Consider the following 24600-nt stretch of genomic DNA (forward strand, 5'->3'; position numbering starts at 1 on the left):
GAGACAGAAAAGATCATCAACGTAGAGAGAGGAGGCAAATTATGGCAGCGATCACACTTTATACATGCCTTTGTGGAGTTCAGAAGAAGACGAGCAATCATTGGGTGCTGGCGAAGGTCAGCGATAACGGTATTACTTTTATGCCGTGGGATGCTGAACTGGCGAGGCGCGGAGATATCGTTGTACTGTGCGGCGAGGGTTGCGCGGCGTCGATGCTGAGCCGTTCGCTGGGCGACTGGAAGAAGCCGGCGGTTGGCGTGACCAGCGTTGGTTCAATCACCGATATCAGTGCGGAGTATGAGTTGGCAGTAGCTTAGGCTGACTTTCCCCGGAGAGCCGAAAGGGGCGCTCTGCGGGGATTTGCGGGTCGGTATGTGTCCCAGAGGACGGGAGACTGCTGAACGCGGGTGGGGTTGGTGGGTTAGAAGATTCCTGGGATGAGGCATTTGGTGGTTTTGCTGTAGTCGTCGTATTCGTGGCCGAAGGCGCGGCGGAGGGCTGATTCTTCTACGCGGATTCGATAGAAGAGAGCGGCGACGGTGGGGATGAGGACAATCGCGAAGCCGATCCAGTTTCGGGTGTGAAGGGCGATTGCGGCGAAGATGAGGATGAGTCCTGAGTAGGACGGGTGGCGGACGAACCGGAAGAGACCTGTTTTGTGGACGGTTTGGGTGGCACGGATGGCGACGTTGGCGCTGAAGGATCGGCCGAGGGTTACGATGGCTGTCCAACGAATGGCGAGGCCGAGGATGAGGGGGATGAGTGCGGCGGCTTGAGCCCAGGGGGTGATGGGGTCAATGGTGTGGGGGTGGGTGTCGCCGTAGTAGCTGCCGAGGGTGATGGAGATAAGGATGGCGAGCCAGAGGATGCGGAGAGAGCCGCGGTCCTGGATGTCGCCACCGCCCTGGCGGGTGCGGGTGACGACGAGAATGGCGACTTCAGAGAAGACCCACGCGAGGTAAAGGATTCGGTAGAAAGCCAATACGTTCATGCTGGAACCTCGTGCGTTGGTCTGAGTGTAGGTGCGAGAGATTTTATGGTTGCGGTGGGGTGATGCTTTCTACGATGACGCCTTCGGTTTCGAAGTGTGTGACGCGGTGATCCGTGCTGTGGCCCATGTGAACCGCTTTTTTGAGGAGGGTGATGAGCGGGCGGGAGCTTTCGGGGAACCAACGGTCGGAGGATTGATCCCAGTCGACGGCGAGGTTGTAGGTGACGTCGCATTTGGGACAGAGGACTGGGGTTTCGAGCCAACGCTGGAAGGAGCCGGTGGTGAGTTTGCGGACGGGGTCGGTGCCGGAACGGATGGCTGCTATGCGTAGATTCATCGCTGGGGACAGGGTAGCACTGGGGTTTGTGGGTTGGGATTGTGCGTCGAGATTGGACGGTCGGCGGGAACTTGAGTAGGCTTCTCGGACGGGGAGAGGCCGGGGCGATGGGTGAGGGGGAGAAAGATCCGCGGGTGACGCTCGCGGGAGAACGAACGGAGATGGCGATCTTTCGCACCAGCCTGGCCCTGGATAGGACTACGCTGGCTTGGGTTCGGACGACGCTGACAATGAGTAGCTTCGGGCTGGGGATGATTGCGTTCTTTCGGACGATTCGCATGCAGGCGAATACGCCGGAGAGCGTGCGGCTGCATGAGGCGGCGATTCGCTTTGGCGTGGCGCTGGTGGTGATTGGTGTGGTGGCGACGGGGCTGGTGGCGGTGGCGCATGTCTCTTCGCTACGGAAGTTGCGAGCGGGAGAGGTGCCGATGGCTGCGAAGTGGCCGTTGAGCATTGCGCTTGCGCTGCTGCTGGCTTTGCTGGCGCTGTGGGGGCTGTGGAATGCGTTTCATGGGTAGAGGCCTAGAGCTCGGAGAAGATGAGGCAGACGCGACCCACGATGTAGTCGGCTGGGGTTTCGTGCGCGGCGAGAGGCAGGAGCTGGACGGGGAAGTCGCGGGAGTAGGGACGGAGAATGAGACGGCCTTCGTCGTAGTCGACGAAGCGCAGGAGGAGCGCGGCTCCGCAACGGACGGCGTAGAGAGTGGGCTGATGGGCGCGGTAAGGGGCGAGGGAGTTGTAGTGGCGATCGAGAACGGCGATGGCGCCGGGAGACAGGAGCGGGTCCATGGCGGCGGATTGCTGGGTGTCGGCGCGGATGGCGAGGAAGCGCTGCCAGTGGGCGTGCTTGGTGGAGGGGCGGGCGCGGTTGTCGTGAAGGCGGGAGGCGGAGACCTGAATGGTTTCGATGATGGAGGCGGGTGGGATGCGGGAGTCGTCCATGGCGGCGGATGGGGAGACAACGGGGACGATTTCGATGGGATCGCTGGTTTCGGGTGAGGTGTGAGTTGCGGTGGCGTTGAGATCGAGCGGGAGGATGTGCTCGACGGAAAGTTTTTGGGAGGCGAGGACGCGGTCGAGACCATCGAGGGAGAGGGCGCGTTTTTTGTTGAGGAAGTTTGAGATATGCGCTTGCCGAAATCCAGCTTGATGGGCGAGGCGGCTTCCGGTTAGGACGCCCCGATCGATGCGTCGGAGGAGTTCGAGACGGAGGAGCTCGTGGAGGTCTTGGAAGTTCATAATGGAGGGTATCCCTCGGCGAACCATATCATTCGGCAAGGCGAACATATAGCGAAATATTCGCTTGACGCAATAAGTTTTGTGTTCAAACTACTGCTAACGAGGGATATACGGAAGTGGAATGTCTGAGGAAAAATTGCGATTGACAGTAGTTTTGTCAAAAGCTATAACCTTGAGACTTTCCCAATACGGAACCGAAGCGGTAGAGCGACCGGAGACCTCTCAGCATGGGGCGCGAGAGCTGGACTGTGTTTGGAGACGTGTGGGTGAGGCGACAGGGTGATCGATTTTTCCCAAGGTACGACACCGCACTGAAGCAACGACAGATGAAGGCTGTCGTCTTGACCGACTGGACCAGCAGAGTAAAGCGGCAAGCGAACGGCGTTCCATAGCAACTTAGGCGAGCCCACTCGGCCATTGAAAAAATCGAGGCTCGCCGGGGGAGAAGTACGCTTTGAAAGGGAACGAAGTGAACTACTTGCGCATGGATTTGAAGGTATGTGAAGGGTGCGGGGCGCTTTGGCTCCGTGCGGGCTCTGACGGTGTGTACTGCCGGGGATGTGCCGGGCGACTGGCTGAATTTCCGGCACCGCGAGGCAAGCATGCTGGAGGAAGAAAGCGACGGCAGATGCGTAGCGGGAGTTTGCGCAGCGTGGGATGCACGGCGGCGGTGGTGGTTGTCGGAGGTGCACGATGAGTGCAGCTTTGGTGATTCTGCCGGCGGTGTGGGCTACGGCTGCGCCTTCTCGTGTGAAGACGCTGCCAGAGTTGGTGCAACAGAAGAAGACGGCTCCGGAGCTGGCGTTCTACCGGAAGTATACGGAGGGAATGCTGCGACGGTATGTGAGGCTGTCGATGGAGGCGGGAAGAGCGCCGTCGTTGCTGGGTCGCGAGATGTTTCGCGGGAAGGTGACGAGCTACCGAGTGCACAGCTTTGAAGATGTGGTGATCTTCGTGCATGACGTGGAGACGTGTCTCAAGAAGCTTGACGAGGGACAACAACACTTGATCCGACGGATTGCGCTGCAGGAGTTTACGCAGCAGGAGACGGCTGGTCTGCTGGGGTTGAGCCTGAGGTCGGTGCACCGGCAGTATGCGGATGCGCTGGATGAGCTGACGGAGATCTTCCTGGAACGAAAACTTCTGGAGCCTGCGAAGGCTTGTCAAGAGGCTGGAAGTGCCCTGTAAAGCGTAAGTCATTGTTTTACTTGTAGTTATTTCTGTCTTGAAGTTGGCGCATGAGTTATGAGCCAGCTGTTACTCTGGAAAGGTAACAAATTGATACGGGAGAGCGCCTGATGGCTGCTCTCCCGTTTGCTTTTCTGGGACAAGCTTGGAGCGTTGGTGCCGATTTGGGATGTGGGGAAAAAGTTGTCAAGGGGTAGAAAGTGGCTTGAGGGTGCTAAGTCGTTGTTTCGATGACGATTATTTCTCTCCAAAAGTTGGCGTATTAGTTATGGTCCAACTGCTATTCTGGAAAGGTAGTAAAGAATTGAAACGGGAGAGCGCCTGATGGCTGCTCTCCCGTTTGCTTTTGGGAGGAGACCAGGTGGAACGGAAGCGGGTGGCGGGCAGGTTTGTGCGACAAGGGCTGGACGGGGATAGCGGCGTTCAGGGGACTGCAAAGAAGGATGCCGGGGAAGGCGGTGCGGGTGGAGGTGGTTCGAAGGGCCCGCGGCCGAAGTTCTGCAGAACCTTTACACGGGCTCGGGTGGCGGAGGCGCTGCCTGAGATTGTGGAACGGTTTGTGGAGGAAGCCAAGAAGGGCAGCATTGCTCATGCAAAGATGCTGGCGAATCTGGGAGGGCTGGACAAGGGCGAGATGCCGGCGGAGTCCAAGCGGCGAGGGAAGAGCGTTGTGGGGCAGCTGCTGGAGAAGATGGCTCGCGAGCCGGAAGAGTAAGTAGGCAGTCGGGTTTTGTGGGGGCTTTCCTGGGTGGTCGGGGGTTGTTCTGCGGTCCGGTCTAATTTGTAACTAATACGGTTCGCGTAATTTCAATTTGTAACTTATTTTGATCGATACCGGATCGATCGCGGAATGGCGTGGTGGGGTTGCCCTGTTGGATGTGCCGGTTGAGAAAAAAGGCAACCGTGCATGTCCGCGGGGCGATGGCAGGGGTGTGGTCGTTTGGGCGGTTTTTACAAAATACAGGAGGTGCAATGGGACACTCGGAAGGGCTTCATCGGCGAAGTGCTGGGCTTGCTGGATGGTCGGAGCTTGCAGGCAGGCGGGATGGTTTGCGAGGCGCTGCGGGTCTCGAGATGCGGGCGATGGCGGTGGAGTTTCCGGTAGTGCATGGACATCCGAACCGGTTGCCGTTTGAAGGAGTGTTGACGCTGGTCGATGTGGCAAGCGATAAGGCTCCCAGTGGTGCGAAGGGGCATCGGGTGGTGCTGACGCGTGCGGCTGCAGAGGCTGCGCTGCCGAGTTTGCTGGGGATGGCTGTCGACTACAAGGCGGGATGGGATGGACATGATGCGCGGCAGAAGTGCGGCATCATTACAGCCGCTGAGTTGGATGGACAGAAGCTGACGGTGGCGGGTTACTTGTTTGCACGGGATTTTCCGGAGATGGAGGCGAAGATTCAGGGGAGCGGAGGCGCGTCGAATTTGATGGGGATGAGTTATGAACTGGCGGATGCGCATGTGGCGGATATGCGAGCGCAGGTTTGGACGCTGACTCGTGCGACCTTTACCGGGGCTGCGATTCTGCTGCGGGAGAAGGCGGCTTACCGGAGTACGAGCTTTCGTGTGAAGCGGCCGGCTGCGGCTGGACGGCGCGCGGCGGTGGCTCGGTAGTTCACAAAGAAAAGTACGTGCTGCGCGCACGGCGCGATCTGCCATCGAGGCTGACGCGCCTTCGGCGCCATAAATGAAATGAGGGGACCATGAGTTTTGTGAGTGTAATGGAGACGATTGGAAAGGGATTTGCCAAGGGCCTGAAGTGGGCGGTCGAGTATGCCGTCCCGGTGGAGAGGCTGGTTGGACTTCTGTTTCCGGTTGCGGCTCCAATTGCGAATGAAGTGGCCGATGCTACTTCACTGATTCAGACGGCGGTGCTGCTGGTGGAGCAAAAGTATGCGGCTTCCGGCGCACAGAGTGGCACTGGTGCACAGAAGCTTTCGGAGGTGTTGCTGCTGACGGAGCAGTCCGTGACTGCGCTGCTGGCGAAGGCTGGCATTACGGCTGATAGCACCTATATCGCGAATGTGGTCTCTGCTGTGGTGGCGATTTTGAATGTGCAGAGTGGGCTGAGCCCTGCGGTTACTACTACGACAGCTGCGGCCTAAACGAGATTCAGTGGGTGGACTGATTAACTGAAGAGAAAGGCGAGAGAGCATGGAGATGGAACTCGATATGAAAGACGAGCTGGGAGTCACCGTTGAACGTCTGGCTGCAGCCGCGGGTTTGCTGGAACAGGCGGTTGAAAGACTGGCGCAGCGGCAGAATGATTTTGCCCTGGATGCCGAGGCTTCGATCGGCCGGATTGTTGCGACTGTTGAAGGACGGCGCGAGGCCGAGCTGGAGGAGAAGTTGGCTGCGGCTGAGGCCGAGATTGCGCAGTTGAAGGCAGCGGCTGCATCTGAGCCTTCTGAAGTTTCACATGGACGGAAGACTCTTCCTTTGGCGATGGTGAATCTGCTGGCGAAGCAGGGCGTCGCTGCGGAGACGATGGAAGCCGGTAGCGTGGATGCTGCTCTTACAAACTTGAGCATTGAGCAGAGGATTGCTGTGAAGGCTCAGTTGATGCGGTCTGGCTTGCTCGGTTGATTTGACGGCAACAGCAAGTGCGTGCTGCGCGCACGGCGCGATCTGCCATCGAGGCTAACGCGCCTTCGGCGCCGGTAATGGAGTTTTTAAATGGCGTGGCTGCGGCTGCGCCTTTTTTGTTTTGAAAGGGAGAAAGATGAACGCGAAGTTTACCGATATTCATGGCGCAGCAGACTTTATTGGACCTGGCGCGATTGAAGTTCCGTTGTATCAGACAGAGATCCTGGACCTCGTGCGTCGCCGCGGGATCTTTGGTCAGCGCATCAAGCAGGTTCCTGCTACTGGCCATCCTTCACGCTATTTCGAGGAGACTGCGATTCCGGCTCCTGCGGCTGGCACAGGTTTTGTGGATCCGCGTAACATCGTCGCTCCGCTGGTCAACCCGACTCGCATCGAGAACAGTGTTCCGTTGAAGGCTCTGGTAGCACAAATCAACTACAACCTGTTCGATATGGAGCTCGGTCGTCAGCAGAGCCAGTTTGCCTATCTCCAGGCGAAGGACCTTGCCGATACCGTTGATGGCGTTCTTCGTACGCATGACGTTGCACTTTGGAACGGCACCGACACCAGCCTGAGCTCACCTACGACTGCGCAGTATTTTGGTGCGGGTGCGCAGATCGCTGGTGGTGGTAACACCGTTTCGATCGGTACCAACCAGAGCATCGTCGATGGTTTCAAGTCGACGATTGCTCAGATGGTTTCGAACAGCTCGTTTGGTGTTCGTCCGACTGCGATTTATGCAAACCCGGTTCTGCTCGATCTGATCGATCGTGAGATGAAGACCGAGTTCAACGTTGTGTTGAACACACGCGAGATTGAAGCGGGCTTTACGGTGAAGACGCTGTCGACGCAGGCTGGCGATATTCCGCTGATTCCTGAATGGACGCTGAGCTATACCGGTACCCCTGGTTCGGGTTCGGCTGTTCTGCCCGCCTACATCGTGACCGAGGACTTGATTGAGTACCACTGGTTGAGCGATCCGAATCCTCGCATCTTCCAACTCGGCGTTCCCGGCTCGCTGGCTTCGCAGTATGTGGTCGTGAAGTTTGGCGGCGTCGTTGTGAAGGGCGCAAACTATGCCCACTACCAGGTTCTGGTCGACCGCTAGAGCCTGGAGCTTGGTCGGTTTCGGTTGGTTTGTTGGATAACTATGGGGGCCGGTGCTATTTGTGCCGGTCCCTGTTGCTTTTTGAGAGAGGGATGCGATGGGCTATTTGTTGCCGACGGAGTATGTGCAGTATGGACTGACGGCAGAGACTACGGATGACTGGGTGACGATGGCTTCTGCGCTGATGGAGTCTTATTGCCGGCGGCCGAGTCTTTTGGTGACGCAGTATGTGGAGCGGATGCGGCTGACGGATGGCGCGCAGACAGTGCGGCTGAGCTATCGTCCGCTCGCTGCGGCGGTGGGAGCTGCTTCTGCGTTGGTGGGCGTGAGGGTTCGGTTTGCGAGGCCGCGGAGGGGAGAGCTGCCTGATCTGTTTCATGAAGAGATCGCGCGGGCGTTCAGCGTGCCGGGGAGCTGGAGTGTATTGGATGTAACGACTGTCGATGTGAATCAGACAACAGCTGAGCTGACGTTTCCCAGAAATTTTCTGGGGATTGATTACAACGAGGTTGCGGTGACTTACACATCGGGATTGGTGACTGTGCCTGATGCGGTGAAGGTCGCGTGCGTGCAGATTGTGAAGAATGCCCAGGCGACGCCTGCGATGAATGTGAAGTCGAGCAAGATGGACACGATGCAGATGCAGTACTTCAGCGGGTCTCTGATCGATCCGCAGGTACAGCTGCTGCTGAAGCCCTATGTCGCAGAGAGGCTTGGGTGATGCGATGGGACAGTTGCGAGATGCATCAATAAGGGCACTGCGAGCGGCGGATGTTTTGTTGCGCTGTGGCGGGGGGCGAAGTGTGTTTTTGCGGATGCCGGCTCCGGCTAGCTCCGGTGATACGACGGAGCAACTTGGGCTGGCGGTGCCTACGTTTCAGGATGTGGCGCTGGAGCCGGTGGTCTTTCGGAAGGCTCGGGCTACGTTGGCTGATGGTAAGGCGGCTACGAGTGAGCTGCTGGTTTCCGCGACATCCGTGAATGCCCTGGTCGGTTCGATGGGGATTTCGGCTGCGAATGTTCTGTTTGCCACGGCGTTCGGGGTGTTGATCGACGATGTGCTGATGGAGATTGAGTCGGCATCGGAGTCGGAGCTTGGGGGCGCTACTTACGTTTATCGACTGGTGTTGCGGGCTCCGTTGGCGTTGATGGTTTAGTTGCGACGTAAATGTCACTGGAAAGGTTACAGATAAATGCAGAATGCTAGAGATACGTTTTATGTCACGCTGCGAGACAGGCTGGCGGCGGTGAATCCGGCACGGACGATAGTGCTGCGCGGGGTGACACGGCCTGGCGTGCTGGTGGAGGAGAACGAGCTGGCTTCTGCGACTGTGCCGGTGAATGCGTTTTGCCTGCGCTGGACGGGGCTTAGCGTGGACGCGCTGGCGGCGCTACCGCTCGCGACGATGACGTGCGAGATCAGCTATGCGACCGATGGCGACTCCGGCAACGGGGGGATGGATCGGGGGCGGTTGCTGTCGGGGATGGATGCGGAGTTGGTATCGGCGGTGAGTGCGGCTCCACAGAATGTGACGAAGATGAACTATGTTGGGGCCGCGGGTGGATCGGGACTGGCTCCTGTGGCGATGGGGACGAATGTGTTCTGGGGAGATGCTGCGTTTGGGGCTGCTGTGGTGAACGGTGAGCGGCTGGAGCGGGTGGCTACGGTTGTGGTGTTTTGCTACCAGGAAGCGGGTGAGCTGTGAGTGCGACTGTAACTGCAGTTAGTCTGGTGGGCGCGGTGGCCCCGGTGACGCGGAGAGTGAGGGCTTATTTTGCTCCGGTAAACCGTGAGGCGGGAGCGCCGACGTTGTTCGATGCGTCGCAGATGGGGACGTTTGCGTTGAGTTCGCCGCCGTCGCCGTGGATGGATTTGGGATGGTGCTCCAAGTTTGCGAGGAAGAGCGCGTCGAAGATTGGAGCGCTGACGACTGGCGCGCCAGCAGTGGTGCAGAGCCAGGTTGTGACCCAGGTGGAGGCTACGGTTGAGCTTGAGTTTGAGAGCTGGGGGAAGTTGCAACTGGCGCTGGCTGCGGGGTCGCAACAGATGAATCTGTTGCGGACGGCGACTGGCGCGGCGGCGAATGGGAGTGGCGGTGTGGCGGCAAAGGCTGTTCCGCTGGTGCCTGGATCGACGGCCAGCTCGTTGAGTGTGGGGGCGACGGCGGTGGCACAGTTCCAGGTTGGGGAGTTGGTCGCCGTCGATGAAGATTACGTGGCACAGACGGGTTTTGTGGGGAGCGGGGTCAGTGCGGCTTACGTGAGTTCGCCTGCGTCTGTGGCAAATGACATCAACTATATTCGGCGGGTCACGCTGAATGTGGGTCGGGTTGTGGGGATTGCGAATGGAGCGCTGCAGTTGGGGTCGGCGCTGCTGGCTGGGGCACCGCCTTCGGGGATGCAGGTGAGTCCGCTGATGGGATTCGTCGATCGTGAGGGCGGCGGATTCTTTCAGGAGTGGTCGGGGCTGTTTGTGATGGATGGGGAACAGGGAGACAGGGTGATCTACCACTATCCACGATTGCAGGCGATGCAGGGTGCGGCGGAGATGGTGGAGACGCTGGCCGGGCCGCTCGAGAAGGTGAAGCTGGCGGGGGCGTTTCGCGCTCTGCCAGTGAAGGATGCTAACGACGGCGAGACGGTTTTGTGCTTCCGCAGCTATCTGCCGGGAGCGATGCGGGCCGTTTAGCAAAGACAACCTTTACGCATTGACAAGTGGAAGCGAATTTGACGCGACGACGACTCGCGCAGATGACTTGTGCCCGGACGGATGGGCCGCGGCGAACGAGAGTGAACAGGAACGAGGAGAACGACGATGCATTGGAAGCCTAAAGGATGGACGCTGATCGGGATGCTGCTGCTGGCAATTCCGGGGGCGATGACGGTGATGAAGGTGGCGGCGGCGGCGCAGGCGACTACACCAAGCACAATTGATACTACTCAGGTTACAGATACGGTTTATCGTGGGGATGGGACGCTGGCTAACGGCAGCGTGATTGTGAGCTGGCAGGCTTTTACCGCCGCGAGTGGGCAATCCGTGCCAAGTGGTAGCACTTCCGCCACGATCACCAATGGTGCTTTGAGCCTGGCGCTGGTTCCCAATGCGGGCTCGACACCGATTGGGACCTACTATACGGCGGTGTATCACCTGGACGATGGAAGTGTGAGCCGGGAGTTCTGGGTGGTTCCGGTGAGCCTTGCTCCGGTGCAGGTAAGCACGATCAAGAGCACGGTGCTTCCGACTTCGGTGGCGATGCAGACGGTGAGCAAGAACTACGTGGATACCGCGATTGCCGCTGCCGTGACAGGGCATCCGCTCGATAGCTCCAATCCTTTTGTCGAGAAGGCGGGAGATACGATGACGGGACCGCTGGTTCTTCCGGCGGACCCGACGACTCCGAACCAGGCGGCGGACAAGCACTATGTCGATGTGAATATAGCGGGTGCTGCGGCTGGATTGGGGCAGAAGGTTTCGACACTGCCTGCGGCGACACAGGTTGTGGTGCAGCCGGTTGGGACGCAGTTGCAAGTGAACAACCTGAACGGCGACGAGTATGCCAGCCAGTATGTAAGCGGCCTGGGAGGCAACGGAATCGCGAATGCGGTGACAAGCCCGGATTGCGCGAGCGGCTGCGATGTGAAGGTGGAACACAGCTACCCGGTGGGAGAGAGCTACGTCGCGACCACGTTGAACAGCGGCGCGGGGGGGACTCATATCGAGGACGAGAGGAACGGGCAACGTCGCGATACGTATATGAATCCGACCACTTCCGAGGCAGGCGGGGCAGATGCCGGCCAGGTGATCGATGTGACTTCGACTCGGAGCTCGCAGGCTGAAGTTGCGGCGGGAGGGTCCAGTGATCCGACTTCGTTTGGTCTACAGATTCGACACCAGGGCCTGACGGGCGGGTCGAACCTGTTTCCGGAGACGATTGGCAGTGTTCCTTACTTCAAGACCAACTACAACGCAGTGAGTATTACGGGCACCTACAACACCATGGGTCAGCACATACTAAATGCGGGCGAAATCGACTGCTACGGAGTTGGTGATTGCCTTATCGGATCGCAATTTATTAACTCGTCGGGAGGTTTTCGCGATGAGGCAGATGAGGGCGCTCACCCCTTCGATATTCAGGTCCAGGAGGATTTCAACGTATTCCAAGGAGTATGCAGCGCCGGTTGTTCTCCCGGTTCGACGGTGGTAATGGCTGGTTCGCAGCTGGCGAGTGGAACCCAGGGTGAGGGGCGGTTTCTGATCGACAAGAACCCTGCGAAGACGATTACGAACGGAGCGATAACGGGCGGAACGGGCCAGGTAAACAGCGGACCTGGGGAGGGCGCGACCTTCAGCGGGACCAACTTTCCGGTCAGCGTTTTTCTGGCGACGGCGGCAATAATTCCCTCTCAGGCCAACAATGCGGCTCCGGGACCCGTGACGATCGCGATTGCGACGACGGGGGTGACTGTGGGATTCGCGACGAATACTGCCGCGGTTTCGAGTCCGAATGGAGTGGCCTGCATTACAGACTCGCCCTCCTCTCCTGGGCCTACCAACTACGAGATGGCGAACTACTCCGTGGTAGATGGAACGCATCTGCGGTTGACGTTGAACAAGCCTCACGAGGCGGGAGCGACGATTGCTTTCGGTGGATTGTGCGGCTACGGGTTGGAACAGACGGTAGATACCGTAGGCGTTATCCGGCAGCTGTTTCCTGTGGTCGGATCTTTCTCGACGACGGGTCTCTACTATGCGGGCGGATTGGCGTCGCTTGCGGGGGTGCAGCAGAACAACAGCGCCTTTCTGAACGTGACGATGCAGATTGCGGCGATTGCCCGGAACAGCGGGGTTGTGACGGTAACGACGGCGGGCTCATTGCCGGTGGATGTGAATGGATTGAGCATGAACATCTCAGGCGTGGCGGACCAGAGCTATAACGGCAGCTTCACGGTGACCACGACTGGATCGAACACACTGACGTTTGCCCAGGCCGGCGCGAACAGCACGAGCACGGGTGGGACGGTGTCCAAGCTAACGGGGGGATATGTTTTGTATCCCATGGCAGAGGTGCTAGGAGTCTTCGATACGGCGACGAAGAGTGTCGATGGGCAACTTACACTGGCACCGAATACCGTGCAGTGGGCTGTGAACGATCCGATTGAGGAGCCACATTATTATCAGCAGCGGGTGGGGGCAGATTTGTCCTTCGTTGGACAGACAACGCCTCGTCCTACAGTGGCGCAGACCGCGGGGGTCGAATTTGAGGGAAACGCAGGACCTGGACTAAGCGGGTGGACCGTTATCAATGCTGTGCCTGCTTCGAGCTACCTGGGCAATGGCGGAACCCATACGGCGCCGGGGTTTGCGTACGTGGCGCAAGGCATCTGGCAGCGAACGATGGATGTGCAGGCGGGAGAACAGAGTGTGTTCTCGGTTCACTGCAACTCGCATGGGTGTGGACGGTGGAACTCCGGCTACGACTTGTTTGAGCTGGATAGCAGCAGTAGCGTGGACACGATTTCTTTCCAGCCGACGACGAGTACGCTGCAGATGAACCTGCGAGGAACGAGCTATCAGTTCAGCCCGCAGGGATTTACGGCGGGGACGATCAATGCGGGAACGGTGAATGCGACGACGCTCAATGGCACCGTTGGTGCGGCTCAGCTTCCGTTGTTCGGAGCGTCTGGAACGGCTCATGCTCGTGGTGCGGTTCCGGATCCAGGAACGACGGCGGGAACGACGCGGTATTTGCGTGAGGATGGAACGTGGTCAGTGCCGGCAGGAACGAGCGGCTCGGGCGGACAGTCGATTGGAACGGGCTTGTCCGGTGGGGCTGCTCCGATTGCAGGCGCGACGGCTGACTATAACTTTCTTCAGGGCTCGGGGACGGTTTTGACGGACAACAGTGGCAATGGAAATAACGGCACGCTAGGTACTGGAACTAACGCTCCTACGTGGCTGGCAAACGGTCTAGGGTTTACAGTCCCTCAGAATGTGACCCTGCCCGCTGCGCTGAACTCCACACGTACCTTCTACCTTGCGTTCTACGCGTCCGGACCAGCTGTGTTGAATGCGAATAATGTCGGGAATACGATTCCGCAGCTGGTTACAAGTTCGCTGGGAGGAAATGGGTTGAACCTGTTTCTGACGGACTTCGAAGGGGTCAATGGGACAATGCTGCCCTCTTCAGAGGCTGGGGGCAGCGTGAGAACGCAGTCGACGGTGGCGATTTCTGGCTTCAACGTGCTGACGTATACGCTTGGAGCGGGCAACGGCGATGTAGACCATATTTATCTGAATGGCACAGAGTTGCCTTATGGCGGTCAACAGTCTTCGGCAGGCTTCCAGACGTCGGGCAATCTTCTGCTGGGAGCTTCGAACACCGATTTCCTGAATGGGAGCGGGTTCGTTGGGACGTTTTACCGGGCGGTGTTCAAGGCTGGTGAGGACACGCCTGCACAGGTGCAGGCGACGTATCTGCAGATTATGGCGGATATGAATAGCAGGCCTGTGATCACGACGCCTCAGCAGATTCCTCAGGGAATTCCACAACTGTTTGCTGTGGGTGACTCCATCACTGCGGGGTTGGGACTGGTTTCGTCGCAGGCTTGGCCGGAGCTTTTGAGTCTGACGAATCAGCCTGCTTACAACATAGTGGATGCGGGTATTCCCGGCATCAGTGCAAGGGCGTTGGCGGCTGCTGAACCGAACCGTATTGCGCCGATGTGCACAGCGACGCAAGGGCCCTCGATCGCGATTCTGTTTGCAGGGACGAACGATGTGGGTGCTTACAACATGTCACCCACGCTTGCGGTATCGAGCATCGCGAATTTTAGTTCGAAGATGAAGAAGGCAGGCTGCCTGGTGTTTGTCGGGACGATGCTGTCGCGGGGTCCAATCGATTTACAGAAGGATGCTTTCGATGCGCTGCTGCTCTCGAGTGCGGAGGCTCTGGGGGTGGATGGGGTAGTCGACTTTGCGGCGAACCCATTGCTCGGCGCAGATAATGCTTCCTCGAATACGACTTACTTCCAGGCGGATCAGATTCATCCGACGGCGGCGGGGCAGCAGTTACTTGCGAATGCGGTGAGCAACACGCTGAACTATCACTTCGGATATAACCGGCTGAACCCGCATGTGGTCTCGGCAACAAGCTATGCGATGCAGGCTGGGGATGGTTACGTCACGGCGGCTCCGACAGCGAACCAGACGTTGACGCTGCCGGATTGCATTGGGCAGAGCGGCGCGGTGTACACGGTGACGAACCTGCAATCCGCGTTTACGGTGGGTGTGATTGCGGGTAGCTCGTCAGAGCTGATCAATGGGCTTGCGGCGAGCACTGTGGTGCCGGTGCCGGCGCATGGATCGTTGACGCTGCGGGATGTTCCGAATCCTAAAACGGTTTCGGGATGCCATTGGGAGATGTAGGTGGTTGCCGCATGGCGCGGCCTCGTTTGTGAAGGCGAGGCTGCGCTGTGCCGTTTTCAGGGTGAGGTTGGTGGAATGAGTGAGGCTCAGTGGGATGTAGAGGAGTTGTTGGCGCTGGGCAGGTGGATGGAGGCAAGGCCATCCGCTTTGGTGAAGGTGGCTGAGGGTTGGTTGAGGGTTCGGGATCGTGCGGGTTTGGAGAGGCCGCTGAGAGCCAATGCTGTGCAGAGGGCGTTTGAACGGGAGCGCGGCAGGCAGAACATCGTTTTGAAGGCCAGGCAGATAGGGATTACGACCTGGGTTGCGGGGCGGTTTTTTTTGAAGACGATTACTGCTCGCGGTGTGATGACGGTGCAGGTGGCGCAGACGAGAGAGGCAGCAGAGGGAATCTTTCGGATGGTGCAGCGATTCTGGGAGTGTCTGCCGGAGGGGTTGCGCGAGGGTGCGCTGCGGCGGAGTAAGGCGAATGCCGGGCAGATGTGTTTTCCGGCGCTGGATAGTGAGTTTCGTGTGGTGAGCGCGGGGGATGAGAACGCCGGGCGTGGTTTGACGGTGCAGTATCTGCACTGCAGCGAGGTGAGTCGCTGGCCGGGAGATGCGGGGGCTACGCTGGCAGGGCTGCGGGCGGCGTTGGCGCCTGCAGGCGAGATGGTGATGGAGTCCACTCCGAATGGGGCTTATGGATGTTTTTATGAGGAGTGGGGACGGGCGGTTTCGAATGCGGGCAGGGCAAGTGATGTTGTGCGACACTTTTTTCCGTGGTGGATGGAGGAGGCCTATATTGGCGCTGCTGCTGATGAGTTGCGTGAGGATGAGCAGCGGCTGGTGTCGGCACATGGGTTGACTGCGCGGCAGATTGGTTTTCGTCGAGGGCTGGAGGCTAGTTATCGGGGGTTGCGGTCGCAGGAGTTTGCGGAGGATGCGGAGAGCTGCTTTAAGGCTACTGGGGAATGCTGCTTTGAGGTTGAGGTTGTGGAAGAACGGCTGGCTTCTCTGGGGGAGCCTTTAGAGATGCGGCGGGGTGGGGCGTTGCAAATTTGGCTGCCGCCGATTGCGGGGAAGGAGTATGTCGTCGCCGTGGACACGGCTGGGGGTGGGGCCGATGGAGACTTTGCGGCGGTGCAGGTGATCGAGAAGGAGTCCGGGATGCAGTGCGCGGAGCTGCAGCAGAGGCTTGGGACTCTGGAGTTGGCCAGGGTTTCGGCGGAGTTGGCTAGGGAGTATGGCGGGTCGGTGATTGCGGTGGAGAGGAATAACCATGGAGCTGGTGTGCTTGCTTATCTGGATAGCGTGGAACGGTATGCGCGAGTGTATGAGCAGGATGGAGTCGCGGGCTGGTTGACTACGGCCGGGTCGAAGCCGGGGATGGTGAGCCGGATGGGGGCTTTGCTGGTGGAGTCGCCTGGAATGTTTTTTAGTAAGAGACTGCTTTTGGAGTGTCGGACGTTTGTTTCGATGGCTGGAGGCAGGACAGGGGCGGTGAATGGGGCGCATGATGATTGCCTGATGGCCATGGCGATTGGGCAGGCGGTTCGGGCTGAGTTGGTGGGGTCTCGAAGATAGTGTCCTGCCGGACGGGCCCACTGCGCGTGGAGCGGCCACTTCGTGGCGTGTGTACCGCTTTGCATGGCGCTCCCGTTGGTCGCGAGGAAGATGATTCCGACCAACGGAAGGACCACGCGAAGCTCTAAAAGGGCGTGCGAACGCCCACGGGTTATTCTGTTGCTGAGGTATTTCGGCTTGGCGGTGTTGGCAGTACAGGCAATTCGAAGGATGCGCGGCGGGGCGCAGAGCCAGTTGATGCTAGGGGCCGATGGCAAGCTTTGGGTGGTGAAGTTTCAGAATAATCCGCAGGATGTGCGGGTGCTGGCGAACGAGTTGATCGCAACCAGGCTGGCGGCGGCAGTGGGTCTGACCGTGCCGGTGAGCGACGTGGTGGAAGTCACCGAGTGGCTGGTGTCGAATACGCTGGATATGTTCGTCGACATGCCGCGAGGGCTGAGGCAGAGGTATACCGCAGGGTTGCAGTTTGGATCGCAGTTTGTAGGTGGATTGATGCCGGGACAGGTGGTGGACTACTTGCCGGAGCAGCAGTTGGATGAGGTGAGGAATCTCGCGGAGTTTGCAGGAATGTTGTGTATCGATAAGTGGGCAGGCAACTGTAATGGACGGCAGGCGGTGTTTGAGAGAAAGCCGAGAGAGAAAAAGTATCGGGCAACGTTTATTGACCAGGGGTTCTGCTTCAATGCGGGAGAGTGGACGTTTCCGGATTCGCCGTTGCGCGGGGTGTACCAGAGGAACCAAGTGTATGCACGGGTAACGGGATGGGAGAGCTTTGAGCCCTGGCTGAGCCGGGTGGAGGCGATGGAGGGGGAGACGCTGTGGACGATCGCGGAGGCGGTGCCGCCGGAGTGGTATGGCGGGGATACGGTGGTGATCGAGCAGCTCATGGAGCAGATGCTTAGGCGACGGTCGCGGGTGAGAGAGTTGATCGGGGAGTTTCGGGATTCGAACAGGGAGCCATTCCCGATGTGGGCGTCGGGGAGGAAAATTGTGGTGCCGAGGCAGTTCGCTGAGGTTAGTGGAGTGGGAAAATTCGTAATGTAGGTGTGGGGTGTAATGAGTTTGGAGGTTGATGGCTGAGCGGGTCCAATGCGAGTTCTTCCTGATCCGGTATGTGCCGGATGTGGTGAAGGGCGAGTTTGCGAATATCGGCGTGCTGCTGCGGGAGGCAGGGCGCGACGATAGCGCGGTCGTGCGCTTTACGCGGGATTGGGCTCGGGTGAAGTGCATGGATGCGGATGCGGACATCGGGTTGCTGGAGGCGTTGGAGGGAGAGATTGGAGCTCGGCTGAAGACTGTGGGTCGGGATGCTCCGGGGATCAAGCCGGTGATGGAGATTCTTGAGGATACGCTGGCGAACTCGGTACAGATGACCGAGGTACGGGCTTGCCTGGCGGAGAGTCTGCCGGCGGAGATTGAGCAGTTGATGAAGATGTATGTTGAGCCTTTGAAGGTGAAGATGGAGCGGAAGCGGACCGGACGCGCCGCGATCGCGGGGGCGATGCGGACGGAGTTTGAGCGGGCTGGTGTGTGGGGGCTGATGCGGAAGAGGATCGCGGCTTCGCTTTATACGCGGGCGGGCGATCCGATGAAGATTGATTGTGGGTATAGGCCGAATGGGGTGATTCGGATGTTTCAGGCGGTGTCGCTGGAGGGGGATGTGGAGGCCGCGAAGGGGTTGGCTTATTCGGCTCCGCAGTTGGTGGAGGGCGTGCAGAGGGTGGAGGGAGCGCGGTTGGAGCTGACTGCGATTGTGGAGCCGCTACGCGCTGTGTCGGATACGGAAGACGAGGCGATGGAGCGGTATCGATTCGGCGTAGAGGCGATGGAGCGGCAGGAGATTCGGGTGGTGACTTTGAGTGATCTGGCGAGAGTGGCAGAGACGGCTCGAGTGGAGTTGAGGGTTTGAGACATTAGGTTTGGCTAGTCGGTAACAAAGTTTCTTGATTTTCAACGGTAGGCATGGCCCAGGGGCTGTGCCTTTTTCTTTTTGCAGCAGAGACGGAAAGAGAGAGGGGTAGCGATGGGCGTTCGGACGATGGTGAAGGATGTTTGGCAGCGGTTGGCAGGGGTTGAAGCTGGTGATGCAGGGCTGGGCGAGCGGAAGACGGCGATGTTGCCCTCGATTTTGAGCCCCTACAGACCAGCGGGACGGCCGGGTCAGAACGCTCTGCCGAAGCCGACGGCCGCGAATCTGCGGAAGTTTGCTGAGACGCCTGTGGTGCGGCGGGCAATCAATGTGGTGAAGGACAAGATCGCGAGCATGGACTGGCAGGTGAAGGTGCGGCGCGGCTACACCAACGTGGCTGTCGAGGATGCGGAGGCTCGGATGAAGGTGTTGCGGGAGTGCCTCGAGGAGCCGAATGCTTCGGACAGCTTTCGAGTGTTGTGGGAGCAGGTGCTGGAGGATCTGCTGGTCGGTGGATTTGGTGCAGTGGAGATGGAAGCGACCGACGATCCTGCGAGACCGTTTCATCTTTGGGCGGTGGATGGCGCGACGATCCAGATCGATACGAAGTGGGATGGGGATCCGAACAAGCCTCGCTATGCCCAGGCCACGGGACGGATGGGGCAGGAGGCTTTGGTTCCTCTTCTCGACGACGAGCTGATGTATCTGAGGCTGAACCCTCGCAGCTATACGCCGTTTGGTTTGGGCAGGTTGGAGGTTGCGTTCGAAACAGTGAATCAGTTTCTGAGCGCGAGCCGGTATGCGGGGAAGCTTGCCAGTAATTCGGTGGCGCAGTATGCGATCTGGTTGAACGACGCTACTCCCGAGGAGCACGACCGGCTGATTCGGTGGTGGCAGGATGAGATTGAAGGTACGGGGCGAGTTCCGTTTTTGAGCTCCGAACAGAAGCCGGAGGTAATTCAGTTTGCCGGTGGAACCGATTCCGATCTGCGGCTGCAGTGGCAGGAGGCTTTGATTCGCATGATTGCGAATGCGTTCGATCTTCCCCCGATGATGCTTGGTCTGGAGAGTGACGTGAATCAGTCGACTGCGGGCGAGATGGCGGACGAGGCCTTCCAGGGCGCGATTGTGCCGGTGGCGAAGCTGGTAGCAGAGCACATAACGCGGGACCTGTTCGCAAAGAAGCTGGGCTGGCGCGAGTTCGAGTTCTGCTTCAACGACCTGGAGAGCAGGGACGAGATGGAGGAGCTGCAGATGCAGACGACGCTGCTGCAGGCCGGGGTGTTGACCGTGAATGAAGTGCGTGCGATGCGGGGGTTAGGCCCGATCGAGGCGGTGACACAGTGAAGGTGACGATCGACAATCTGGATGGCGCGGGGGCTGTGGACTACTCGTCTGCGCTTTGCGGTGATGGACCGTTGAAGATTTCACGCACGTTGAATGCTCCGTCGATATGTAGCGGCATGCTGGATGTGACGGATGCTGCTTTGCCGGTACCGGTGAGGCGGGGACGCGTCGTAGTCACGGCAGCAAACGGGACGATTCTTTTCACCGGCTATATTGCTACTGATCCCGAAGCGGTGTATGCGGGGACTGGCTTGAAAGGGCCGGTCTATCGGTATGCCGTGAGCGCTGTAAGTGATGAGTGGCTGCTGGATAAGCAGACTGTGCCTCTGAGTGGAGCAGGACTGGGGCAGAGCGGTGGACAGTTGCTGACGACTCTGACCAACCGCGTGGATGCTGGCTTGTTTACGACGACTGGCGTGCTGAATGGGCTCGCGGTCGGCGTCTTCGAGCCTTCGCAAACAGAGAACTGGTCGGTGAATGCGGGTGGTGTCGCCAGCGCGACGTATGCGGCGTATCGCGTGTTGGATGGTGCGATTGGAATGCAGCCGGCAGGAACTGTGACCCATACGTTGAGCGATGGAGACGGTTCGCTCCAGGTGGCGGCGTTGAAGACAACGTCGGTGAAGGAGCTTGCGAATGATGTCACGGTGAGCGGAGATATGGAGCCGACGGCATATGTCACTGAGACCTTCGCTGGTGATGGAACGACTACTGTGTTTCAACTGTCGGAAGATCCGTTTCGTCCGAAGAAGACAGCGAACTCCGCGCAGTTTCTTCTCGACAGCTTCAACGAGGAGGTGCTGGATACGCAGATCTGGCAGTTGAATGATTCGGGTTCGCATCTTGGCCTGAGTGCCGCGGGACTGACGATGACGGGAGGGAATGGCTTTGATGGGCAGACGACGCTGACAGCGATCGACCCGGTGGAGATGGGCGGCACGTTGGTGGTTGAAGCGGGGAGTCTGCAACTAGGTGGTGCGAGCGCTGGAGTGGTTTGCGGGCTGTACGAGGGAGCTACACAGAGCGCGAACTGCTTTGTCGGCTACAACGTGCGCCAGAGTGGCGGGAACACCGTGGTGGTGCCGTTTGTGAATGGTGCCGAGGTTGGGACCGTGTTTCCGATGCTGCAGGGACACATTTATACCTTGCGTATTCGGTTGCATTGCGTTGAAGTGCAACGGGTGTCGCAGACCTACTACGCAATGGTGGATGGCGTAGTGAATTCGTTTGGCGGCGGACTGGTGGCAGCGCCGATGTCTCTTGTGTTTGAACTGCAGGATCTGGGAGTGGCCTCAAATACCCCGGCTACGGTGCTCTATGACGGGCCCGTGGTGACCTCGCCGGTTAGCTGCAGCTTTGTTGCGGTGAACAGCGTGCAGCTGTTTGGGTCTATGGGTTACTGCAGGATCACGCAGACGGGGTCTGGCTGGGTGGTGAGTACGCTGCCGAGTGGTGTGAAGATGACACGGCTGATCGGAGTTGCGGGAGAAGGCGTTGATTGCAAGGTATCTGCAGCAGGAAAGGTTACATTCTTTGCCGGAAGGGTGCCTGTGGCGGGAGAACTTGTAACTGTGACGTATCGCGTACAGCAAAGGGCGGTGGCGCGGATGGAAGATGCAGCGAGCGTTGCCGAGGAAGCTGCGGGCGGTGTGCCTGGGACTGCGCAGTGGCTGGGAAAAGTGTTGAAGCCTGCTGCGCGGAGCTCGATGGATTGCGAGAGCGCTGCGATGGCGGTGCTCAGTTTTTCTGCCAGTCGAGCGGCCGCAGTTGCAGGAACTTATGTCGCGGTGAATCCGCAGGATGTTTGGCCGGGAGATGTACTGGCCGTCACGAGCGCAGGACAGACGATGAGCGTGGTGGTGCGGCGGGTGGAGATCGCCGATGGCATGGGATGCCCGGAGATGCTGACGTATCGCATGTCGTTTGCCAACGACTGGGCCGAGGGATTGGGCTTGACGCTGTCTGAGGCGATCGCTGTTGACGCGCTGCTTCCATCGACTGCGTTGAACTCGACGCTGCCGGTTGGCAGCGGTGTGCTTTCGAACCTGCAGCAGTTGCAGGTGGTGAGCGCCACCGGGACTGCGCTACAGGTGGATTCCGGGACGGCTCCGCCTGCTGGCGGTGGGTTTGAAGTGAGACGAAGAGACGGGGATTTTGGTCCGGGAGTAGATCAGGATCTGGTGTTGAGGAGTCCGGTGCGGAGCTTCTCCATTCCTCGAGAAGGACAGATCGAGCACTACTACGTGCGGATGTTTGATGGATCGAAACCACCGCTGTATTCGCGGTTTTCGAGTGCAGTGTTTACGGATTTGCCGGTAAGCGAGTAACAGAAGAAAGGAGGAAAGAGATGACAGAGTTCGAAGGGCAGGTATTAGCGGATTTGAGTGTGCTGAAGAGCCAAATGAAGCAGGTGCTAGGGATCGGGCAGCCGGGGCGATTAACTCAACTGGAGGATCGCGTGGAGCAGCATGAGCGAAGTGTGCAACGGATGAAGGGACTTCTGGGTGCTGGTGGCGCGGTGTTGGCCGTGTTCCATCTGGCGATTGATTATTTTCGGCGATAGGTGGGATTACGGAGAAAGCATGAACTTTTTGAAGCTGTTTTTACGATCGATTGCGTTGCTTCCGGGCGTCATTCAAGGAACGGAGGCTTTGTTCGGAGCGGAGACGGGTGAGCAAAAGAAGAAGGCGGCGGTGGAGATCGTCGGGGCGGCGATCAATATCACCGATGCTGTGACGATGAAGCATATCGCCGATTCGGACAAGTTCACTCAGGGGCTGGGTATGACGATTGACGGTGTGGTGATGTGCCTGAACGCGAGTCTGTGGGCGAACCGTTCGTAGTGTTGCTGCGGGCGCGGCGTGCATGGGAAACCGTATAATCGGGCCATGGACGCCGAGTCGCAGAGCAGTGTTTTAGTTGGAGTTGTGATGGGAAGCCGCAATGACTATGCGGTGATGCGAGGTGCCGTGGAGGTGCTGAAGGAGTTTGGCATCGCGCACGAGGTGCGGGTGGTGTCGGCTCATCGGACGCCGGATCTTCTTTTTGAGTATGCGGACTCTGCGGTGGAACGCGGGCTCAGGGTGATCATCGCGGGGGCTGGGGGTGCGGCACATCTGCCGGGGATGATCGCAGCGAAGACCGTGGTGCCTGTGTTGGGTGTTCCGATACCGGCGACAGCGTTGCAGGGGATGGATTCGCTGTTGAGCATTGTGCAGATGCCAAAGGGAATTCCTGTGGGAACGCTTGCGATTGGGGCTTCTGGCGCTGCGAACGCAGGACTGTTGGCTATCGCGATGCTGGCTACTACGGATGCTGGGTTGCAGAAGAGATTGGTGGCTTGGCGCGCTGCGCGACGGGATGAAGTTCTTGCGCAGGTGGTTGGGGAAGAAGGAGTTGGCGAGTGAGCTCTGATTCTTCGAGTGCGAAGCCGATTTTGCCGGGTGCGACGATTGGGATCTTTGGTGGAGGACAGCTGGGCCGGATGACGGCGATGGCCGCCCGCGGCATGGGGTATCGGATTCTGGTGCTCGATCCGGATCCGGCTTGCCCGGCTCGGTTTGTGGTGGACGGATGCATTGAGGCTGGGTGGGATGATTCGCGGGAAGCGGCGAATCTTGCTCGTGGTTGTGATGTGGTGACACTAGAGATCGAACAGATCTCTCCTGCGAGTATGGAGGCGGCTGCGAGCTATGCGCCGGTGCGGCCGGGCGGTGCCATGCTGGCGGTGATTCAGGATCGGATCGAGCAAAAAGACTGGCTGCGACGAAATGGATTTCCGGTGGGGGAGTATCGGGCGGTGCGGTCGCTCGATGAGTTGCGGGATGCTGTGGCAGCGCTTGGGGGCAGGTGTTTTTGCAAGAGCGCGACTGGCGGATACGACGGACGCGGTCAGGGTAAGGTAGGTTTCAATGCTGGAGCTTCTCTTGAGGATGAAATTAGGATGGCCTGGGAGGCGCTGGGCGAGCGGGCCGGCGTGGCAGAGAAGGCCGTCGACCTGGAGAAAGAGATCTCCGTATTGGTCGCTCGTGCTCCAAATGGAGAAGTGAAGGTTTATCCTGCAGCGCTGAACCATCACGAAGAACAGATTCTCGCATGGAGCGTGATTCCGGCTCCGCTGTCTTCGGAGATGGAAGTGCAGGCGCGGGAGATTGCTGAGGCGATTGCTGACACATTTCAGTTGGAGGGAGTGTTGGCAGTCGAGATGTTTTGTACGATCGACGGGAGACTGCTGGTCAATGAGCTCGCACCGCGGCCTCACAACAGCTACCATGCGAGCGTGCGGGCCTGCGTGACGGGTCAGTTCGAGCAACTGGTGCGAGCCGTTTGTGATCTGCCCTTAGGGGATGTGGATGTGGTGCAGCCAGCGGCGATTGCGAATCTCTTGGGCGATTTGTGGTTGAAGGATGGACAGGCTGTCGAGCCCAGGTTTGACGCGGCGCTTGCTGTGCCCGGTGTGAGACTGCATTTGTATGAGAAGCATAAGCCGCGCAAAGGACGGAAGATGGGACATCTGTCGGCTGTGGGTGCGACTGCGGATGAGGCTGTCGCATTAGTGCAGCGGGCGCTGGCGGCTCTCCAAGATGGCTAAAGAAATCATCGAGCCTTATCGATCGAGAGCCGTTGTATGGAGAGAGATGTTTCTCTTCCCGACGGACGTTGCGTTGGAATTTTTGAAGGACTGTGAACAGAAAGATATACGCATTCTAGGATGCGACGTTTTCGATATGCCCGTGGGAGACACGATTCGGTCACGTTTTGACGATGGCCTCGACGTATCAACCAAAGAGTATTGGGACTACAGCGTTGTGGAGCTATGCAGTCTTGTTCGTGACCACATCCTCTCCAAAAAAGACAAGCTTTTTGAATTCACATTGTCCTAATCATTGGTCGATGTTCCACAAAATAC

26 protein-coding genes are annotated in these 24600 nt (G+C 58.7%); 23 read left to right on the forward strand and 3 right to left on the reverse strand.

What is annotated here, in order from left to right:
* The first annotated feature begins 41 nt into the window (after positions 1 to 41).
* Positions 42 to 317 (forward strand): hypothetical protein, encoded by a 276-nt coding sequence (locus RBB77_RS02570; RefSeq protein ID WP_353064622.1) that lies wholly within the window; start codon positions 42 to 44, stop codon positions 315 to 317.
* Between the two features lie 104 nt (positions 318 to 421).
* On the opposite strand, the gene RBB77_RS02575 is transcribed toward RBB77_RS02570, so the two are convergent.
* Both RBB77_RS02575 and RBB77_RS02580 read right to left on the reverse strand, forming a co-directional pair.
* On the reverse strand, positions 422 to 991 hold the full coding sequence (locus RBB77_RS02575; protein ID WP_353064623.1) for a methyltransferase family protein: 570 nt from the start codon (positions 989 to 991) through the stop codon (positions 422 to 424).
* Positions 992 to 1034: 43 nt separating this feature from the next.
* Positions 1035 to 1328 carry a hypothetical protein gene (locus tag RBB77_RS02580; RefSeq protein ID WP_353064624.1) on the reverse strand — a complete coding sequence of 98 codons (294 nt, stop codon included), beginning with the start codon at positions 1326 to 1328 and terminating at the stop codon, positions 1035 to 1037.
* A gap of 71 nt (positions 1329 to 1399) precedes the next feature.
* Between RBB77_RS02580 and RBB77_RS02585 the strand changes: the two genes are divergently transcribed.
* The gene (locus RBB77_RS02585) at positions 1400 to 1846 is read left to right on the forward strand and encodes a YidH family protein (RefSeq protein WP_353064625.1); all 447 of its coding nucleotides are present in this window, start codon (positions 1400 to 1402) and stop codon (positions 1844 to 1846) included.
* A gap of 4 nt (positions 1847 to 1850) precedes the next feature.
* Here the strand turns inward: RBB77_RS02585 and RBB77_RS02590 are convergent, their stop codons facing one another.
* Positions 1851 to 2567 (reverse strand): hypothetical protein, encoded by a 717-nt coding sequence (locus RBB77_RS02590; RefSeq protein WP_353064626.1) that lies wholly within the window; start codon positions 2565 to 2567, stop codon positions 1851 to 1853.
* A 693-nt stretch (positions 2568 to 3260) separates the two neighbouring features.
* Here RBB77_RS02590 and RBB77_RS02595 point away from each other — a divergent pair.
* The 21 genes from RBB77_RS02595 (at position 3261) to RBB77_RS02695 (ending at position 24574) form a co-directional block, all read left to right on the forward strand.
* Positions 3261 to 3755 carry a sigma factor-like helix-turn-helix DNA-binding protein gene (locus RBB77_RS02595; RefSeq protein ID WP_353064627.1) on the forward strand — a complete coding sequence of 165 codons (495 nt, stop codon included), beginning with the start codon at positions 3261 to 3263 and terminating at the stop codon, positions 3753 to 3755.
* Positions 3756 to 4116: 361 nt separating this feature from the next.
* Positions 4117 to 4470, forward strand: coding sequence for a hypothetical protein (locus tag RBB77_RS02600; RefSeq protein ID WP_353064628.1), 354 nt, complete (start codon positions 4117 to 4119; stop codon positions 4468 to 4470).
* A gap of 257 nt (positions 4471 to 4727) precedes the next feature.
* Positions 4728 to 5366, forward strand: coding sequence for a hypothetical protein (locus RBB77_RS02605; protein ID WP_353064629.1), 639 nt, complete (start codon positions 4728 to 4730; stop codon positions 5364 to 5366).
* An 89-nt stretch (positions 5367 to 5455) separates the two neighbouring features.
* Positions 5456 to 5857, forward strand: a complete 402-nt coding sequence (locus RBB77_RS02610) for a hypothetical protein (RefSeq protein WP_353064630.1) — start codon at positions 5456 to 5458, stop codon at positions 5855 to 5857.
* Positions 5858 to 5906: 49 nt separating this feature from the next.
* A complete protein-coding gene (locus RBB77_RS02615; protein ID WP_353064631.1) occupies positions 5907 to 6338 on the forward strand; it encodes a hypothetical protein in 432 nt (143 codons plus the stop codon).
* Between the two features lie 136 nt (positions 6339 to 6474).
* Positions 6475 to 7446, forward strand: coding sequence for a hypothetical protein (locus RBB77_RS02620; RefSeq protein WP_353064632.1), 972 nt, complete (start codon positions 6475 to 6477; stop codon positions 7444 to 7446).
* Between the two features lie 97 nt (positions 7447 to 7543).
* Positions 7544 to 8167: a hypothetical protein gene (locus tag RBB77_RS02625; protein ID WP_353064633.1), complete on the forward strand. Its 624-nt coding sequence runs from the start codon at positions 7544 to 7546 to the stop codon at positions 8165 to 8167.
* 4 nt (positions 8168 to 8171) lie between these two features.
* Complete coding sequence (locus RBB77_RS02630) at positions 8172 to 8603, forward strand: hypothetical protein (RefSeq protein WP_353064634.1); 432 nt, start codon at positions 8172 to 8174, stop codon at positions 8601 to 8603.
* A gap of 36 nt (positions 8604 to 8639) precedes the next feature.
* On the forward strand, positions 8640 to 9152 hold the full coding sequence (locus RBB77_RS02635; protein WP_353064635.1) for a hypothetical protein: 513 nt from the start codon (positions 8640 to 8642) through the stop codon (positions 9150 to 9152).
* Entirely contained in the window at positions 9149 to 10135 is a 987-nt protein-coding gene (locus tag RBB77_RS02640) for a hypothetical protein (RefSeq protein ID WP_353064636.1), read from the forward strand. The genes RBB77_RS02635 and RBB77_RS02640 overlap by 4 nt, the downstream gene beginning before the upstream one ends.
* 126 nt (positions 10136 to 10261) lie before the next feature.
* On the forward strand, positions 10262 to 14872 hold the full coding sequence (locus RBB77_RS02645) for a GDSL-type esterase/lipase family protein (RefSeq protein WP_353064637.1): 4611 nt from the start codon (positions 10262 to 10264) through the stop codon (positions 14870 to 14872).
* Positions 14873 to 16435, forward strand: coding sequence for a terminase (locus RBB77_RS02650; RefSeq protein ID WP_353064638.1), 1563 nt, complete (start codon positions 14873 to 14875; stop codon positions 16433 to 16435).
* 183 nt (positions 16436 to 16618) lie between these two features.
* Positions 16619 to 17479 (forward strand): HipA family kinase, encoded by an 861-nt coding sequence (locus tag RBB77_RS02655; RefSeq protein ID WP_353067562.1) that lies wholly within the window; start codon positions 16619 to 16621, stop codon positions 17477 to 17479.
* A 28-nt stretch (positions 17480 to 17507) separates the two neighbouring features.
* The gene (locus tag RBB77_RS02660; RefSeq protein WP_353064639.1) at positions 17508 to 18344 is read left to right on the forward strand and encodes a DUF3037 domain-containing protein; all 837 of its coding nucleotides are present in this window, start codon (positions 17508 to 17510) and stop codon (positions 18342 to 18344) included.
* A gap of 114 nt (positions 18345 to 18458) precedes the next feature.
* The gene (locus RBB77_RS02665; RefSeq protein ID WP_353064640.1) at positions 18459 to 19691 is read left to right on the forward strand and encodes a phage portal protein; all 1233 of its coding nucleotides are present in this window, start codon (positions 18459 to 18461) and stop codon (positions 19689 to 19691) included.
* A complete protein-coding gene (locus tag RBB77_RS02670) occupies positions 19688 to 22018 on the forward strand; it encodes a hypothetical protein (protein WP_353064641.1) in 2331 nt (776 codons plus the stop codon). Before RBB77_RS02665 ends, RBB77_RS02670 begins: the two co-directional genes overlap by 4 nt.
* A gap of 20 nt (positions 22019 to 22038) precedes the next feature.
* The gene (locus RBB77_RS02675) at positions 22039 to 22254 is read left to right on the forward strand and encodes a hypothetical protein (RefSeq protein WP_353064642.1); all 216 of its coding nucleotides are present in this window, start codon (positions 22039 to 22041) and stop codon (positions 22252 to 22254) included.
* 19 nt (positions 22255 to 22273) lie between these two features.
* Positions 22274 to 22534: a hypothetical protein gene (locus RBB77_RS02680; RefSeq protein ID WP_353064643.1), complete on the forward strand. Its 261-nt coding sequence runs from the start codon at positions 22274 to 22276 to the stop codon at positions 22532 to 22534.
* An 87-nt stretch (positions 22535 to 22621) separates the two neighbouring features.
* Positions 22622 to 23098 carry a 5-(carboxyamino)imidazole ribonucleotide mutase gene (gene purE / locus RBB77_RS02685; protein ID WP_434557095.1) on the forward strand — a complete coding sequence of 159 codons (477 nt, stop codon included), beginning with the start codon at positions 22622 to 22624 and terminating at the stop codon, positions 23096 to 23098.
* Complete coding sequence (gene purK, locus RBB77_RS02690; RefSeq protein WP_353064645.1) at positions 23095 to 24282, forward strand: 5-(carboxyamino)imidazole ribonucleotide synthase; 1188 nt, start codon at positions 23095 to 23097, stop codon at positions 24280 to 24282. The genes purE and purK overlap by 4 nt, the downstream gene beginning before the upstream one ends.
* Positions 24275 to 24574 (forward strand): hypothetical protein, encoded by a 300-nt coding sequence (locus tag RBB77_RS02695; protein WP_353064646.1) that lies wholly within the window; start codon positions 24275 to 24277, stop codon positions 24572 to 24574. Before purK ends, RBB77_RS02695 begins: the two co-directional genes overlap by 8 nt.
* Positions 24575 to 24600 lie beyond the last annotated feature (26 nt).

It is taken from the genome of Tunturibacter psychrotolerans, from assembly GCF_040359615.1.
GTDB classification, from domain to species: Bacteria; Acidobacteriota; Terriglobia; order Terriglobales; family Acidobacteriaceae; genus Edaphobacter; species Edaphobacter psychrotolerans.